The organism is Streptococcus sp. NM (genome assembly GCF_003390135.1).
In the GTDB taxonomy this organism is placed as follows: Bacteria; Bacillota; Bacilli; order Lactobacillales; family Streptococcaceae; genus Streptococcus.
The window spans coordinates 824,232-838,934 of the sequence record NZ_QUOS01000001.1 but is presented as its reverse complement, the minus strand read 5'-3'; the positions used below and the strand labels follow the sequence as shown (position 1 = coordinate 838,934).

Sequence of the window (14,703 nt, the reverse complement as noted above, 5' to 3'; positions counted from 1 at the left end):
ATTATGTCAAAATTTAATCGTATTCACTTGGTGGTATTAGATTCTGTAGGAATCGGTGCTGCACCAGATGCTAATAACTTTGTCAATGCAGGAGTTCCAGATGGAGCTTCTGACACATTAGGACACATTTCAAAAGCAGTTGGTTTGAATGTCCCAAACATGGCTAAAATCGGCCTAGGAAATATTCCTCGTGAAACCCCTCTTAAGACTGTACCAGCTGAAAGCAATCCAACAGGATATGCAACAAAATTGGAAGAAGTATCTCTTGGTAAGGATACCATGACTGGACACTGGGAAATCATGGGCCTTAACATTACAGAACCTTTCGATACTTTCTGGAATGGATTCCCAGAAGAAATCTTGACAAAAATTGAAGAATTCTCAGGACGTAAGGTCATTCGTGAAGCTAACAAACCTTACTCAGGAACGGCTGTTATCGATGATTTCGGACCACGTCAAATGGAAACTGGGGAGTTGATTATCTATACTTCAGCTGATCCTGTTTTGCAGATTGCTGCCCACGAAGATATTATTCCTTTGGACGAATTGTACCGTATCTGTGAATACGCTCGTTCAATTACACTTGAGCGTCCTGCCCTTCTAGGTCGTATCATTGCCCGTCCTTATGTAGGTGAACCAGGTAACTTCACTCGTACAGCAAACCGTCGTGACTTGGCTGTATCTCCATTTGCACCAACTGTTTTGGATAAATTGAATGAAGCTGGTATCGATACTTATGCTGTTGGTAAAATCAACGATATCTTTAACGGTGCAGGTATCAACCATGACATGGGCCACAACAAGTCAAACAGCCATGGAATTGATACACTGTTGAAGACCATGGGCCTTGCTGAGTTTGAAAAAGGATTCTCATTCACAAACTTGGTTGACTTTGATGCCCTTTACGGCCACCGCCGCAATGCTCATGGTTACCGTGATTGCTTGCATGAGTTTGATGAACGCTTGCCTGAAATTATCACAGCCATGAGAGAGAACGACCTTCTTTTGATTACTGCGGACCATGGAAATGACCCAACCTATGCAGGAACGGACCATACTCGTGAATATATCCCACTTTTGGCTTACAGTCCTGCCTTTAAAGGAAACGGTTTGATTCCAGTAGGACATTTTGCAGATATCTCAGCGACTATTGCCGATAACTTCGGTGTTGAAACTGCCATGATTGGGGAAAGTTTCTTAGATAAATTGGTATAAGATGACGCGATATGCTATACTTGTTCGGGGCATTAATGTAGGTGGGAAAAATAAGGTTGTCATGGCGCAACTTCGTCAAGAACTGACAGAGTTGGGACTGGAAAAGGTTGAGACCTACATCAACAGTGGCAATATTTTCTTTACTTCGACAGACCCCAAAGAACGATTGGTTGAAAAGTTGGAGACATTCTTTGAAATCCATTATCCATTTATTCAGAGCTTTTCCTTGCTGAGTCAGGAAGACTATGAAGCAGAGCTGGAGAATCTGCCAGATTGGTGGACCAAAGACCTGGCTCGAAAAGATGTGCTCTTCTACACGGAGAGCTTGGATGTGGATCAAGTGATCGAGAAAGTGAATAGTTTGGAACTGGAAGATGAAGTCGTTCATTTTGGAAAACTTGGGATTTTCTGGGGGAAGCTTTTTGAAGAATCCTACTATGCAACAGCCTATCACAAATACTTACTCAAGATGCCTTTTTATCGCAACATCACCATTCGCAATGCTAAAACTTTTGACAAAATCGGTCAAATGCTAAAAAACTAATAAAGGAAACACACAATGACATTTTTAGATAAAATCAATGAAACAGCTGCCTTCCTGAAAGACAAGGGAATCCAAGCACCTGAGTTCGGTCTAATCCTTGGATCAGGACTTGGAGAACTTGCAGAAGAAATCGAAAATCCAGTTGTAGTAGACTATGCTGAGATTCCAAACTGGGGCCGTTCAACAGTAGTCGGTCACGCTGGTAAATTGGTATATGGTGACCTTGCAGGTCGGAAGGTCTTAGCTCTTCAAGGTCGTTTCCATTTCTATGAAGGAAATCCTCTTGAAGTCGTGACTTTCCCAGTACGTGTGATGAAAGTTCTCGGATGCGAAGGTGTCATTGTAACCAATGCAGCTGGCGGTATTGGATTTGGTCCTGGTACCTTGATGGCTATCTCAGACCATATCAACATGACAGGTCAAAACCCATTGATGGGTGAAAATTTGGATGATTTTGGTCCACGTTTCCCAGATATGTCTAAAGCCTACACTCCAGAATATCGTGCTACTGCCCATGAAGTAGCTAAGAAACTTGGTATCAAGCTTGATGAAGGTGTCTATATTGGTGTAACAGGTCCGACATATGAAACCCCAGCAGAAATTCGTGCCTATAAGACATTGGGAGCAGATGCAGTTGGTATGTCTACAGTTCCTGAAGTTATTGTTGCAGCCCACTCTGGCTTGAAAGTTCTCGGTATTTCATGTATTACTAACCATGCTGCAGGTTTCCAAGAAGAACTCAACCACGAAGAAGTTGTAGAAGTGACTGAACGTGTTAAAGGAGACTTTAAAGGCTTGCTTAAAGCGATTCTTGCTGAATTGTAATCATGTTAATAGAATTGAGGAGTATTTTTCGAAAAATCCCTTATAATTTTAGATTATTCATAGCAGTAATTCTGCAAGGAATAGTTTCAGGTTTATCTGGTATATTTCTCCATTATCTTTTAGAGATGGTGGAGGAGCTAGCTTTTGGTCGGTCAGAGCATCATACTGGATTTTTGACAGATGGAGTTTCCTCCTCACAGATAGGACTAAGTTTAATAATCGTGGGTCTTGGCTCATCCTTGGTCTGGTATTTCTTGCAAAAAAGGTCGAAGATTTATTCCATCAAAGCTCAGATGAAGGATGAGACTTCACAATACAAGCTTCATTTTTTAAGACAGCTATTTCATTCAATTTGGCAGATCATTGCAGTTGGAGGGGGAGCCCCTATTGGCAAAGAAGCTGCTCCACGAGAGATTGGAACTCTATTTGCAGGACCAATTGGAAAAATATGTTCTCTCTCTAAGAAGGATCAAATCTTTCTCCTTGCTTGTGGTGCTGGTGCTGGTTTAGCAGCTGTCTATCAGGTTCCATTAACAAGTGTCTTCTTTGTTTTTGAAACCCTAGGAATTGCTCTATCTATTAAACGATTTGTCTTAGTCGGTTTGACTACCTATGTCTCAACCTATATAGCAGGCTTGGTTATTTCAGATCAGGCTCTCTACCAGATTCCAGCCATCTCATGGTCATTAAAGGAAATATGGATTATTCCCTTATTACTTCTTTTCTTAACCCCACTATCTTGGCTTTTTGGTCGCTTAAGTAAGGCAGCGTCTTCAAACAGAATAAAAGATAAACGAATACTTCTCACATTGCCCTCAGCTTTTCTTTTTCTTGCTGGTCTTGCAAGTTACTTTCCACATCTACTTGGAAATGGACGTATGATGGCTCAAGAAGTATTGAATGGTAGCAATGGCACAACAGTATTCCTCTTGTTTATCCTAAAAGCAGTGCTCGTTCTTATTACTCTGTGGGCAGGGGCCTATGGTGGTACCCTTACGCCATCTTTTGCCTTGGGGATGGCTGGAGCTGCTCTCTTGGGCATGATTCTAGGTTTGGACAGTCAACCAACCGTTTTACTTTTGGGATCTGTTTGCTTTTTATCTGTGACCTTGAGGGCGCCCATTTCTGCAACCGGATTAGTTATAGGTTTCAATGGGCTAGGTATAGATTCTCTTCCGTATCTCTTAGTAACAGCTGTTTTAGCCTATGAATTTGCAAAAATGTTAGACCACTTTCCTTGTGCTAGCATACTGTGTCAGAAGTCAAAGAATAAAGTAATAAGATAGAGAACGACCGTTTCTTCTAATCAAAGATTTATCTTAAAAGATTAAAAACTATTGTCAATTTATCAATAACTGTTTGAAATAAAAAAGAAGTAGGCTTATCGGAGTCATGATTGAATCCGATTTTTCCTAGCTATGAAATATAAAAATAAAAAAAAAGAAAGGTAGAGCGTGTGTTCTGATTTGAACACGAGCGGAAAACTTTTCTAAAAAGCTCAGAAGAGAAGGGAGTTCGGATTTGAATAAAAGCCGTTCTAAGCTTCTCAATATCATCAAAATTAAGAAAGAAAGGATGGGTAAACCGTATTTGCTGAACTGAATACGGGCGGAGAACTGTGTATAAAAGATAAACTGTTTAGCATCTGCGATGCGTCATCAGTTTCCTATTTTTATTTTATTCTCTGTCGCTATCCTGAATATAAAAAAAGAAAGGTAGAGTGAGGTGTTCTAATTTGAACACGAGCGGAAAACTCGGAAAATAGATAATCTGACTGAGAAATCAGGATTTCTCGTCAGATTCCTAATTTTCAGTCGTTTTCTTGTCGCTCTTTGTATCATAAATTATGTCTATCCATATTGCTGCTCAGCAGGGTGAAATTGCTGATAAAATTCTTCTTCCTGGGGATCCTCTTCGTGCGAAGTTTATTGCGGAAAATTTCCTTGAAGATGCTGTTTGTTTTAACGAAGTGCGTAATATGTTTGGTTACACTGGTACTTACAAGGGCCACCGTGTATCAGTCATGGGAACTGGGATGGGGATGCCATCGATTTCGATTTATGCGCGTGAGTTGATTGTGGACTACGGTGTGAAGAAATTGATTCGTGTGGGAACTGCAGGTTCTTTGAATGAAGATGTTCACGTTCGTGAATTGGTTCTGGCGCAAGCAGCTGCAACCAACTCTAACATCATCCGCAATGACTGGCCACAGTACGATTTCCCACAAATCGCTAGCTTTGATTTGCTGGACAAGGCCTACCATATCGCCAAAGAACTTGGTATGACCACCCACGTTGGGAACGTTTTGTCATCTGATGTCTTTTATTCAAACTACTTTGAAAAAAACATCGAGCTTGGTAAATGGGGAGTCAAGGCTGTGGAAATGGAAGCAGCAGCTCTCTACTATTTGGCAGCCCAACATCATGTTGACGCCCTTGCTATCATGACTATCTCTGATAGTTTGGTCAATCCAGATGAAGACACGACTGCAGAGGAACGCCAAAATACCTTTACTGATATGATGAAGGTTGGTTTGGAAACCTTGATTGCAGAATAAAATGTAAAAGAAAATCCTGATTTCAAGTAAAATCAGGATTTTTTCATGGATGCAATTTTTTCGGGGTCTGGTGTGACACGGAGGGTCTTTTGTCCTGTGTAAGTGACAAAGCCTGGTTTTCCGCCAGTTGGTTTGTTGAGTTTCTTGACTTCAATCATATCTACCTGCACCAGATTTGACAGGCGACCTTGAGAGAAGTAGACTGCAAGTTCTGCTGCGTCAGTCTTGACTTCATCAGATGGGTCTAGGTTGCCTGAGATGACAACGTGGCTTCCAGGAATGTCCTTGGCATGGAACCAAAGTTCCTCCTTGCGGGCCATTTTAAAGGTTAGCTCCTCGTTTTGTAGGTTGTTTCGGCCGACATAGATGATGGTTTTGCCATCGCTTGCTAGATATTGTTCTGGTTTTTTGCGTTTCTGTATTTTCTCCCGTTGTCTTCTGCGGATAAAGCCAGTTTGAATCAATTCTTCACGGATTTCAGCGATTTCTTCCAGTCCAGCTTGGTTGAGGACGGTCTCCACACTTTCCAGATAGAGAATAGTTGCCTTGGTTTCCTCAATCAGATCAGTCAAGTATTTGACAGCTTCTTTGAGTTTTTGGTAACGTTTAAAGTAGCGTTGGGCATTCTGGTTGGGAGTTAAGGCCTTATCAAGCGCAATGGTGATAGGTTGGTTAGTATAGTAGTTGTCTAGGATAACCTGGTCTTGGTCGTTGGGCACTTGATGAAGGAAGGTTGTTAGCAATTCTCCTTTTTGGCGAAATTCCTCCGCATTGTCTGTTGCCAATAACTCTTTTTCTTGTTTTTTCAGCTTATGGCGATTTTTCTGAAGTTCATTTTCAACACGACGAATGAGTTCGCTAGCTTGCTGTTTGACGCGGTCGCGTTCAACCTTGTCCTTATAGTAGGTGTCTAACAAATCAGAAAGACTGGTAAAAGGTTCTCCCACCTGATTTGCAAAAGGAACTGGGCTGAAGGAAGTCTCAGTCAAGCATGGCTGGGTTTCTTGATTGAAAAAGTTACGGAAAGTGGAAAGTTTTTCACTAACCAGTATGCTTTCCAATTCATTTGCCGTATCGCGTCCCAGACCTTGAAAGAGGCTTTGAAGGTTTTTAGCTGTCGTTTCCTGTGTTTGCAGGATTTCAAAGAGTTTTTCATCCTTGATAGTAAAAGGATTGAGTGATTCCGTACTCGGAGGAGCGATATAGGTCGATCCAGGCAGCAAGGTGCGGTAGCTATTTTGTGAAAAGCCGACGTGTTTAATGACTTCGAGAATTTTATGACTGCTCTTATCAACCAGTAGAATATTACTGTGTTTCCCCATAATTTCGATAATCAAGGTAGCCTGAATATGGTCCCCAATCTCGTTTTTATTGGAAACTGTCATTTCCACAATACGGTCATTTTCCACTTGCTCGATCGACTCAATCAGGGCACCCTGCAAATATTTTCTCAAAACCATGATAAAGGTAGAAGGTTGGGCTGGATTTTCAAAAGTCGTTTGGGTCAGCTGAATGCGTCCAAAAACTGGATGGGCAGAAAGGAGCAGGCGATGACTTTGGCGATTGCTACGGATTTGCAAGACCAACTCTTGTTCAAAAGGTTGATTGATTTTCTGGATGCGACCGTTCACTAACTCTCTTCGCAATTCCTCAACCATGTGGTGTAAAAAAAATCCGTCAAATGACATCGTTCTCTCCTTGTGATTGTATTCCATAGTATTATATCAAAAAGGTAGAATAAAATCATGGAAATGTGGTATAATAAAGCCAAGTAAAGAGAAACGAGAAGTACATGTATATTGAAATGGTAGATGAAACTGATCAAGTTTCAAAAGAAATGTTGCAACAAACCCAAGAAATTTTGGAATTTGCAGCCCAAAAATTAGGAAAAGAAGACAAGGAAATGGCAGTCACCTTTGTGACCAACGAGCGTAGTCATGAACTCAATCTAGAGTACCGTGACACCGACCGTCCGACAGATGTCATCAGCCTCGAGTATAAACCAGAGTTAGAAATTGCCTTTGACGAAGAAGATTTACTTGAAAATCCAGAATTGGCAGAGATGATGTCTGAGTTTGATGCCTATATTGGGGAACTTTTCATCTCTATCGATAAGGCACATGAGCAGGCCGAGGAATATGGCCACAGCTTTGAGCGTGAGATGGGCTTCTTGGCAGTACACGGCTTTTTACATATCAACGGCTATGATCACTACACTCCGGAAGAAGAAGCGGAGATGTTCGGTTTACAAGAAGAAATTTTGACAGCCTATGGACTCACAAGACAATAAACGAAAATGGAAAAATCGTGACCTGATATCTAGTTTAGAATTTGCCATCACAGGAATTTTTACTGCTATCAAGGAAGAACGCAATATGCGAAAACATGCAGTGACGGCTCTTGTAGTCATCCTTGCAGGTTTTGTTTTTCAGGTGTCACGAATCGAATGGCTCTTTCTCCTATTGAGCATTTTCTTAGTAGTAGCCTTTGAAATTATCAATTCTGCTATTGAAAATGTGGTGGATTTGGCCAGTCACTATCACTTTTCCATGCTGGCTAAAAATGCCAAGGATATGGCGGCTGGCGCGGTATTAGTGGTCTCTCTTTTTGCAGCCTTAACAGGCGCATTGATTTTTCTCCCACGAATCTGGGATTTATTATTTTAAACAGTAAGAGGAAATTATGACTTTTAAATCAGGCTTTGTAGCCATTTTAGGACGTCCCAATGTTGGGAAGTCAACCTTTTTAAACCACGTCATGGGGCAAAAGATTGCCATCATGAGTGACAAGGCGCAGACAACGCGCAACAAAATCATGGGAATTTACACGACTGATAAGGAGCAAATTGTCTTTATCGACACACCAGGGATTCACAAACCTAAAACAGCTCTCGGAGATTTCATGGTCGAATCTGCCTATAGTACCCTTCGCGAAGTGGATACCGTTCTTTTTATGGTGCCTGCTGATGAAGCGCGTGGTAAGGGGGACGATATGATTATCGAGCGTCTCAAGGCTGCTAATGTACCAGTGATTTTGGTGGTGAACAAGATCGATAAGGTTCACCCAGATCAGCTTTTGTCTCAGATTGATGATTTCCGTAATCAGATGGACTTCAAGGAAATTGTTCCTATCTCAGCCCTTCAGGGAAATAATATCTCACGTTTAGTGGATATTTTGAGTGAAAATCTGGACGAAGGTTTCCAATATTTCCCGTCTGATCAAATCACAGACCATCCAGAACGATTCTTGGTTTCAGAAATGGTTCGCGAGAAAGTCTTGCACCTAACTAGTGAAGAGATTCCGCATTCTGTTGCAGTAGTAGTTGATTCTATGAAACGAGACGAAGAGACAGACAAGGTTCATATCCGTGCAACCATCATGGTCGAGCGCGATAGCCAAAAAGGGATTATCATCGGTAAAGGTGGCGCTATGCTTAAGAAAATCGGTAGTATGGCCCGTCGTGATATCGAACTCATGCTAGGAGACAAGGTTTTCCTAGAAACATGGGTCAAGGTCAAGAAAAACTGGCGCGATAAAAAGCTAGATTTGGCTGACTTTGGCTATAATGAAAAAGAATACTAAGTAGAGGTGGGCTCATGCCTGCTTCTTGTTTTTACAGAAGGAGGACTTATGCCTGAATTACCTGAGGTTGAAACCGTTCGACGTGGTTTGGAAAAATTGATTTTGGGAAAGAAGATTTCGAGTGTAGAAATTCGCTATCCCAAGATGATTAAGACAGATTTGGACGAGTTTCAAAAGGAAGTGCCTGGTCAAGTTGTTGAGTCAATGGGGCGTCGTGGCAAATATTTGCTTTTCTACCTGACAGACAAGGTCTTGATTTCCCATCTGCGGATGGAAGGGAAGTATTTTTACTATCCAGACCAAGTTCCTGAACGCAAGCATGCCCATGTTTTCTTTCAGTTTGAAGATGGTGGCACGCTTGTTTATGAGGATGTTCGCAAGTTTGGAACCATGGAACTCTTGGCTCCTGACCTTTTGGAAGCCTACTTTATTTCTAAAAAACTAGGGCCTGAACCAAGCGAACAAGACTTTGATTTGCAGGTCTTTAAAAATGCCCTCGCTAAGTCCAAAAAGCCTATCAAATCTCACTTATTAGATCAAACCTTGGTAGCTGGCCTTGGTAATATCTATGTAGATGAGGTTCTCTGGCGAGCTCAGGTTCATCCAGCTAGACCTTCCCAGAATTTGACAGCAGACGAAGCGACAGCTATTCATGACCAGACCATTGCTGTATTGGGACAGGCTGTTGAAAAAGGTGGATCCACCATTCGGACCTATACCAATGCCTTTGGGGAAGATGGAACCATGCAGGATTTTCATCAGGTCTATGACAAGGCTGGTCAAGAATGTTCACGTTGTGGCACTGTGATTGAAAAAATCCAACTAGGCGGACGTGGAACTCACTTTTGCCCTCAGTGCCAAAGGAGGGGCTGATGGGAAAAATCATTGGAATCACTGGGGGAATTGCTTCGGGTAAATCAACTGTGACAAATTTTCTAAGAAAGAAAGGCTTTCAAGTAGTGGATGCCGACTCTCTTGTTCACCAACTACAGAAACCTGGTGGTCGTCTGTTTGAAGCTCTAGTACAGCACTTTGGGAAAGAAATCATCCTTGAAAATGGAGAACTCAATCGCCCTCTCCTAGCTAGTCTTATCTTTTCAAATCCTGAAGAACGAGAATGGTCTAAGCAAATCCAAGGAGAGATTATCCGTGAAGAACTTGCTACTTTGAGAGACCAGTTGGTTCAGACAGAAGATATCTTTTTCATGGACATTCCCTTGCTTTTTGAGCAGGACTACAGCGCTTGGTTTGATGAGACGTGGTTGGTCTATGTGGATCGAGATGTCCAAGTAGAACGTTTAATGAAAAGAGACCGCTTGTCCAAAGATGAAGCTGAGTCTCGTCTGACAGCCCAGTGGCCTTTAGAACAAAAGAAAGGTTTGGCTAGTCATGTTTTAAACAATAATGGAAATCAGGACCAGCTTCTTACTCAGGTCTTCTCCCTGCTTGAGGGAGGTAGAGAAGATGACAGAGATTAACTGGAAGGATAATCTGCGCATTGCCTGGTTTGGTAATTTTCTGACTGGAGCCAGTATTTCTTTGGTTGTGCCTTTTATGCCTATCTTTGTGGAAAATTTAGGTGTATGGAGTGATCAAGCTGCTTTTTATGCAGGTTTAGCTATTTCTGTCTCTGCTATTTCCGCGGCGCTCTTTTCTCCTATCTGGGGAATCCTTGCTGATAAGTACGGTCGAAAACCCATGATGATTCGTGCTGGTCTGGCCATGACCATTACGATGGGAGGCTTGGCTTTTGTCCCAAATATTTATTGGTTAATCTTTCTTCGTTTGCTAAATGGTGTATTTGCAGGTTTTGTTCCTAACGCCACAGCCTTGATAGCCAGTCAGGTTCCCAAGGAGAAATCAGGTGCTGCTCTTGGGACTTTGTCTACAGGAGTAGTAGCAGGTACGTTAACTGGTCCTTTTATCGGTGGCTTTATCGCAGAATTATTTGGCATTCGTACTGTTTTTTTACTGGTTGGTAGTTTTCTCTTTTTAGCTACTATTTTGACTATTTTCTTTATCAAGGAAGATTTTCAACCAGTTGCAAAAGAAAAAGCCATCCCAACAAAGGAATTATTTACATCAGTTAAATATCCCTATCTCTTGGTTAACCTCTTTCTGACCAGTTTTGTCATCCAATTTTCAGCCCAATCGATTGGCCCTATCTTAGCTCTGTATGTGCGCGACTTAGGGCAGACAGAGAATCTTCTTTTTGTCTCTGGTTTGATTGTATCCAGTATGGGCTTTTCCAGTATGATGAGTGCAGGAGTCATGGGAAAGCTAGGTGACAAGGTGGGCAACCATCGCCTCTTGGTTGTAGCCCAGTTTTATTCAGTCATCATCTATCTCCTCTGTGCTAATGCTTCTAGCCCCCTTCGATTAGGACTTTATCGTTTCCTCTTTGGATTGGGAACCGGTGCCTTGATTCCCGGAGTTAACGCCCTTCTCAGCAAGATGACGCCCAAAGCTGGTATTTCGAGGGTCTTTGCCTTCAATCAGGTATTCTTTTATCTGGGAGGTGTTGTTGGTCCCATGGCAGGTTCTGCAGTAGCAGGAAAATTTGGCTACCATGCAGTCTTCTGTGCGACAAGCCTTTGTGTTGCCTTTAGTTGTCTCTTTAACCTGCTTCAATTTCGAACATTATTAAAAGTAAAGGAAATCTAGTGCGAGTAAAAATTAATCTCAAATGCTCCTCTTGTGGCAGTATCAATTACCTAACCAGTAAAAATTCAAAAACCCATCCAGACAAGATCGAGGTTTTAAAGTATTGTCCCAAGGAAAGAAAAGTAACCCTACATCTTGAATCTAAGTAGATTTTATGGTAAAATAATAGGGATTTTAAGGAGTTTGATATGTATAACCTATTATTAACCATTTTATTAGTATTATCTGTTGTGATTGTGATTGCGATTTTCATGCAACCAACCAAAAACCAATCCAGCAATGTATTTGATGCCAGCTCAGGTGATTTGTTTGAACGCAGTAAAGCACGCGGTTTTGAAGCTGTAATGCAGCGTTTGACAGGGATTTTAGTCTTTTTCTGGCTAGCCATTGCCTTAGCATTGACGGTATTATCAAGTAGATAAGAAAATAATGGGCAGGACTAGGTCTTTGCCTCTTTTTATTTTTAAAGGATGTTTAAGAAGGTTTTACAGTAAAAGAAAATTAAAAATCTAGAAAGAAAATATGAAAGATAGAATAAAAGAATATTTACAAGACAAGGGAAAGGTGACTGTCAATGACTTGGCTCAGGCTTTAGGAAAAGACGGATCCAAGGATTTTCGTGAGTTGATTAAAACCTTGTCCCTAATGGAAAGGAAGCACCAGATTCGCTTTGAAGAAGATGGAACTTTGACTTTGGAAGTCAAGAAAAAACACGAGATTACTCTCAAGGGGATTTTTCATGCCCATAAAAATGGCTTTGGCTTTGTTAGTCTGGAAGGCGAGGAGGACGACCTTTTTGTAGGAAAAAACGATGTCAACTATGCTATTGATGGTGATACCGTTGAGGTCGTCATCAAGAAAGTCGCTGACCGCAATAAAGGAACAGCAGCAGAAGCCAAAATTATTGATATCTTAGAACACAGTCTGACAACAGTTGTCGGCCAAATCGTTCTAGATCAGGAAAAACCCAAGTATGCCGGCTACATTCGTTCGAAAAATCAGAAAATCAGTCAACCCATCTATGTTAAGAAACCAGCCCTTAAACTCGAGGGAACCGAAGTTCTCAAGGTCTTTATCGATAAATACCCAAGCAAGAAACATGATTTCTTTGTCGCTAGTGTCCTCGATGTGGTGGGGCATTCAACGGATGTCGGAATTGATGTTCTTGAGGTTTTGGAGTCTATGGACATTGTCTCAGAATTTCCAGAAGCTGTTGTCAAGGAAGCAGAAAGTGTGCCGGATGCTCCGTCTCAAAAGGATATGGAAGACCGTCTGGACTTGAGAGATGAGATTACCTTTACCATTGATGGTGCTGACGCCAAGGACTTGGACGATGCGGTGCATATCAAGGCTCTGAAAAATGGCAATCTGGAGCTTGGGGTTCACATCGCAGATGTTTCCTACTATGTAATCGAGGGTTCTGCCCTTGACAAGGAAGCCCTTAACCGTGCAACTTCAGTCTATGTGACAGACCGAGTGGTTCCAATGCTTCCAGAACGACTGTCAAATGGTATCTGCTCCCTCAATCCTCAAGTTGACCGCCTGACCCAGTCTGCCATTATGGAAATTGATAAACATGGTCGTGTAGTCAACTACACCATCACACAAACGGTTATCAAGACTAGCTTCAGGATGACCTACAGTGATGTCAATGATATCCTTGCTGGAGACAAGGAAAAGAGACAAGAATATCAGAAAATTGTTCCAAGCATCGAACTCATGGCCAAGCTTCATGAAACTTTAGAAAATATGCGTGTGAAACGTGGAGCCCTCAATTTTGATACCAATGAAGCCAAGATTTTAGTGGATAAACAGGGTAAGCCTGTTGATATCGTTCTTCGTCAGCGTGGCATTGCCGAGCGCATGATTGAATCCTTTATGCTGATGGCTAATGAAACAGTTGCCGAGCATTTTAGCAAGCTGGATTTGCCTTTTATTTATCGAATTCACGAGGAGCCTAAGGCTGAAAAGGTTCAGAAGTTTATTGATTATGCTTCAAGCTTTGGCTTGCGCATTTATGGGACTGCCAGTGAGATTAGCCAGGAGGCTCTCCAAGACATCATGCGTGCTGTTGAGGGAGAACCTTATGCAGATGTATTATCCATGATGCTTCTTCGCTCTATGCAGCAGGCTCGCTATTCGGAGCACAATCACGGCCACTATGGACTAGCTGCTGACTATTATACTCACTTTACCAGTCCGATTCGTCGTTATCCAGACCTTCTTGTTCACCGTATGATTCGGGATTACGGCCGTTCTAAGGAAATAGCAGAGCATTTTGAGCAAGTGATTCCAGAGATTGCGACCCAGTCCTCAAATCGTGAACGTCGTGCCATTGAAGCTGAGCGTGAAGTCGAAGCCATGAAAAAGGCTGAGTATATGGAAGAATACGTGGGCGAAGAGTACGATGCGGTTGTGTCCAGCATTGTCAAGTTTGGTCTCTTTGTTGAATTGCCAAACACAGTTGAAGGCTTGATTCACATCACTAATCTACCTGAATTTTATCATTTTAATGAACGTGATTTGACCCTGCTTGGGGAGAAATCAGGTACAACCTTCCGTGTAGGTCAGCAAATCCGTATCCGAGTTGAAAGAGCCGACAAGATGACGGGTGAAATTGACTTTTCTTATATCCCAAGTGAGTTTGATGTGATTGAAAAAGGCTTAAAACAGTCTAATCGTAGTGACAGAGGGCGTGGTTCAAGTCGTCGTTCAGATAAGAAGGAAGATAAGAGAAAATCAGGACGCTCAAATGATGAGCGCAAGCATGCACAAAAAGACAAGAAGAAAAAGGGCAAGAAACCTTTTTACAAGGAAGTAGCTAAGAAAGGAGCCAAGCATGGCAAAGGGCGAGGGAAAGGTCGTCGCACAAAATAAAAAGGCGCGCCACGACTATACAATCGTAGATACGCTAGAGGCAGGGATGGTCCTGACTGGAACTGAAATCAAGAGTGTGCGAGCAGCTCGAATCAATCTCAAGGATGGCTTTGCCCAAGTAAAAAATGGGGAGGTCTGGTTGAGCAATGTTCATATCGCTCCTTACGAAGAGGGCAATATCTGGAACCAGGAACCAGAACGTCGTCGCAAACTCCTGCTCCATAAAAAGCAAATCCAGAAGTTGGAACAGGAGACCAAAGGGACAGGAATGACGCTGGTTCCCCTTAAAGTCTATATCAAAGATGGTTACGCTAAACTCCTTTTAGGTCTAGCTAAAGGGAAGCATGACTATGATAAGAGAGAGTCTATCAAACGTCGTGAGCAAAACCGCGACATCGCGCGTGTTATGAAAGCTGTTAATCAGCGATAAAAAGAGGAA

The 14,703-nt window shown here is 42.1% G+C and carries 15 protein-coding genes and 1 pseudogene; 15 read left to right on the top strand and 1 reads right to left on the bottom strand.

Annotation, left to right across the window (positions count from 1 at the left end):
* Positions 1-3 precede the first annotated feature (3 nt).
* The 5 genes and pseudogenes from DXN33_RS04260 to deoD all read left to right on the top strand — a co-directional run bounded on the left by DXN33_RS04260 (position 4) and on the right by deoD (position 5,141).
* Positions 4-1,215: a phosphopentomutase gene (locus DXN33_RS04260; RefSeq protein ID WP_115904436.1), complete on the top strand. Its 1,212-nt coding sequence runs from the start codon at positions 4-6 to the stop codon at positions 1,213-1,215.
* A 1-nt stretch (position 1,216) separates the two neighbouring features.
* Positions 1,217-1,778, top strand: a pseudogene (locus DXN33_RS04255) (DUF1697 domain-containing protein).
* Entirely contained in the window at positions 1,775-2,584 is an 810-nt protein-coding gene (locus tag DXN33_RS04250) for a purine-nucleoside phosphorylase (RefSeq protein ID WP_115904434.1), read from the top strand. The pseudogene DXN33_RS04255 and the gene DXN33_RS04250 overlap by 4 nt, the downstream one beginning before the upstream one ends.
* 2 nt (positions 2,585-2,586) lie before the next feature.
* Entirely contained in the window at positions 2,587-3,870 is a 1,284-nt protein-coding gene (locus DXN33_RS04245; protein ID WP_115904433.1) for a chloride channel protein, read from the top strand.
* Positions 3,871-4,430: 560 nt separating this feature from the next.
* Positions 4,431-5,141, top strand: coding sequence for a purine-nucleoside phosphorylase (gene deoD / locus DXN33_RS04240; RefSeq protein ID WP_000022091.1), 711 nt, complete (start codon positions 4,431-4,433; stop codon positions 5,139-5,141).
* Positions 5,142-5,173: 32 nt separating this feature from the next.
* Here deoD and pavA read toward each other — a convergent pair whose 3' ends face one another.
* A complete protein-coding gene (gene pavA, locus DXN33_RS04235) occupies positions 5,174-6,829 on the bottom strand; it encodes an Rqc2 family fibronectin-binding protein PavA (RefSeq protein WP_115904432.1) in 1,656 nt (551 codons plus the stop codon).
* Between the two features lie 104 nt (positions 6,830-6,933).
* Between pavA and ybeY the strand changes: the two genes are divergently transcribed.
* The 10 genes from ybeY to smpB all read left to right on the top strand — a co-directional run bounded on the left by ybeY (position 6,934) and on the right by smpB (position 14,694).
* A complete protein-coding gene (gene ybeY / locus DXN33_RS04230; protein WP_049551530.1) occupies positions 6,934-7,431 on the top strand; it encodes an rRNA maturation RNase YbeY in 498 nt (165 codons plus the stop codon).
* Positions 7,412-7,807: a diacylglycerol kinase family protein gene (locus DXN33_RS04225; protein WP_000378157.1), complete on the top strand. Its 396-nt coding sequence runs from the start codon at positions 7,412-7,414 to the stop codon at positions 7,805-7,807. The genes ybeY and DXN33_RS04225 overlap by 20 nt, the downstream gene beginning before the upstream one ends.
* A gap of 16 nt (positions 7,808-7,823) precedes the next feature.
* Positions 7,824-8,723 carry a GTPase Era gene (gene era, locus DXN33_RS04220; protein ID WP_115904431.1) on the top strand — a complete coding sequence of 300 codons (900 nt, stop codon included), beginning with the start codon at positions 7,824-7,826 and terminating at the stop codon, positions 8,721-8,723.
* 48 nt (positions 8,724-8,771) lie between these two features.
* Positions 8,772-9,596, top strand: coding sequence for a DNA-formamidopyrimidine glycosylase (mutM, locus tag DXN33_RS04215; protein WP_115904430.1), 825 nt, complete (start codon positions 8,772-8,774; stop codon positions 9,594-9,596).
* Positions 9,596-10,201 (top strand): dephospho-CoA kinase, encoded by a 606-nt coding sequence (gene coaE, locus DXN33_RS04210; RefSeq protein ID WP_049491809.1) that lies wholly within the window; start codon positions 9,596-9,598, stop codon positions 10,199-10,201. The genes mutM and coaE overlap by 1 nt, the downstream gene beginning before the upstream one ends.
* Positions 10,188-11,387 (top strand): multidrug efflux MFS transporter, encoded by a 1,200-nt coding sequence (locus DXN33_RS04205; protein ID WP_049491808.1) that lies wholly within the window; start codon positions 10,188-10,190, stop codon positions 11,385-11,387. Before coaE ends, DXN33_RS04205 begins: the two co-directional genes overlap by 14 nt.
* Positions 11,387-11,536, top strand: a complete 150-nt coding sequence (gene rpmG, locus DXN33_RS04200) for a 50S ribosomal protein L33 (RefSeq protein ID WP_001809104.1) — start codon at positions 11,387-11,389, stop codon at positions 11,534-11,536. The genes DXN33_RS04205 and rpmG overlap by 1 nt, the downstream gene beginning before the upstream one ends.
* Positions 11,537-11,575: 39 nt before the next feature.
* On the top strand, positions 11,576-11,809 hold the full coding sequence (gene secG, locus DXN33_RS04195) for a preprotein translocase subunit SecG (RefSeq protein ID WP_000282517.1): 234 nt from the start codon (positions 11,576-11,578) through the stop codon (positions 11,807-11,809).
* A 100-nt stretch (positions 11,810-11,909) separates the two neighbouring features.
* Positions 11,910-14,264: a ribonuclease R gene (rnr, locus tag DXN33_RS04190; RefSeq protein WP_115904429.1), complete on the top strand. Its 2,355-nt coding sequence runs from the start codon at positions 11,910-11,912 to the stop codon at positions 14,262-14,264.
* Positions 14,227-14,694 (top strand): SsrA-binding protein SmpB, encoded by a 468-nt coding sequence (smpB, locus tag DXN33_RS04185; protein ID WP_001051750.1) that lies wholly within the window; start codon positions 14,227-14,229, stop codon positions 14,692-14,694. The genes rnr and smpB overlap by 38 nt, the downstream gene beginning before the upstream one ends.
* Positions 14,695-14,703 lie beyond the last annotated feature (9 nt).

Coding starts and splice junctions, on each gene's coding strand:
- DXN33_RS04260 (WP_115904436.1), top strand. CDS start 4: ATGTCAAAATTTAATCGTATTCACTTGGTGGTATTAGATTCTGTAGGA.
- DXN33_RS04250 (WP_115904434.1), top strand. CDS start 1,775: ATGACATTTTTAGATAAAATCAATGAAACAGCTGCCTTCCTGAAAGAC.
- DXN33_RS04245 (WP_115904433.1), top strand. CDS start 2,587: ATGTTAATAGAATTGAGGAGTATTTTTCGAAAAATCCCTTATAATTTT.
- deoD (WP_000022091.1), top strand. CDS start 4,431: ATGTCTATCCATATTGCTGCTCAGCAGGGTGAAATTGCTGATAAAATT.
- pavA (WP_115904432.1), bottom strand. CDS start 6,829: ATGTCATTTGACGGATTTTTTTTACACCACATGGTTGAGGAATTGCGA.
- ybeY (WP_049551530.1), top strand. CDS start 6,934: ATGTATATTGAAATGGTAGATGAAACTGATCAAGTTTCAAAAGAAATG.
- DXN33_RS04225 (WP_000378157.1), top strand. CDS start 7,412: ATGGACTCACAAGACAATAAACGAAAATGGAAAAATCGTGACCTGATA.
- era (WP_115904431.1), top strand. CDS start 7,824: ATGACTTTTAAATCAGGCTTTGTAGCCATTTTAGGACGTCCCAATGTT.
- mutM (WP_115904430.1), top strand. CDS start 8,772: ATGCCTGAATTACCTGAGGTTGAAACCGTTCGACGTGGTTTGGAAAAA.
- coaE (WP_049491809.1), top strand. CDS start 9,596: ATGGGAAAAATCATTGGAATCACTGGGGGAATTGCTTCGGGTAAATCA.
- DXN33_RS04205 (WP_049491808.1), top strand. CDS start 10,188: ATGACAGAGATTAACTGGAAGGATAATCTGCGCATTGCCTGGTTTGGT.
- secG (WP_000282517.1), top strand. CDS start 11,576: ATGTATAACCTATTATTAACCATTTTATTAGTATTATCTGTTGTGATT.
- rnr (WP_115904429.1), top strand. CDS start 11,910: ATGAAAGATAGAATAAAAGAATATTTACAAGACAAGGGAAAGGTGACT.
- smpB (WP_001051750.1), top strand. CDS start 14,227: ATGGCAAAGGGCGAGGGAAAGGTCGTCGCACAAAATAAAAAGGCGCGC.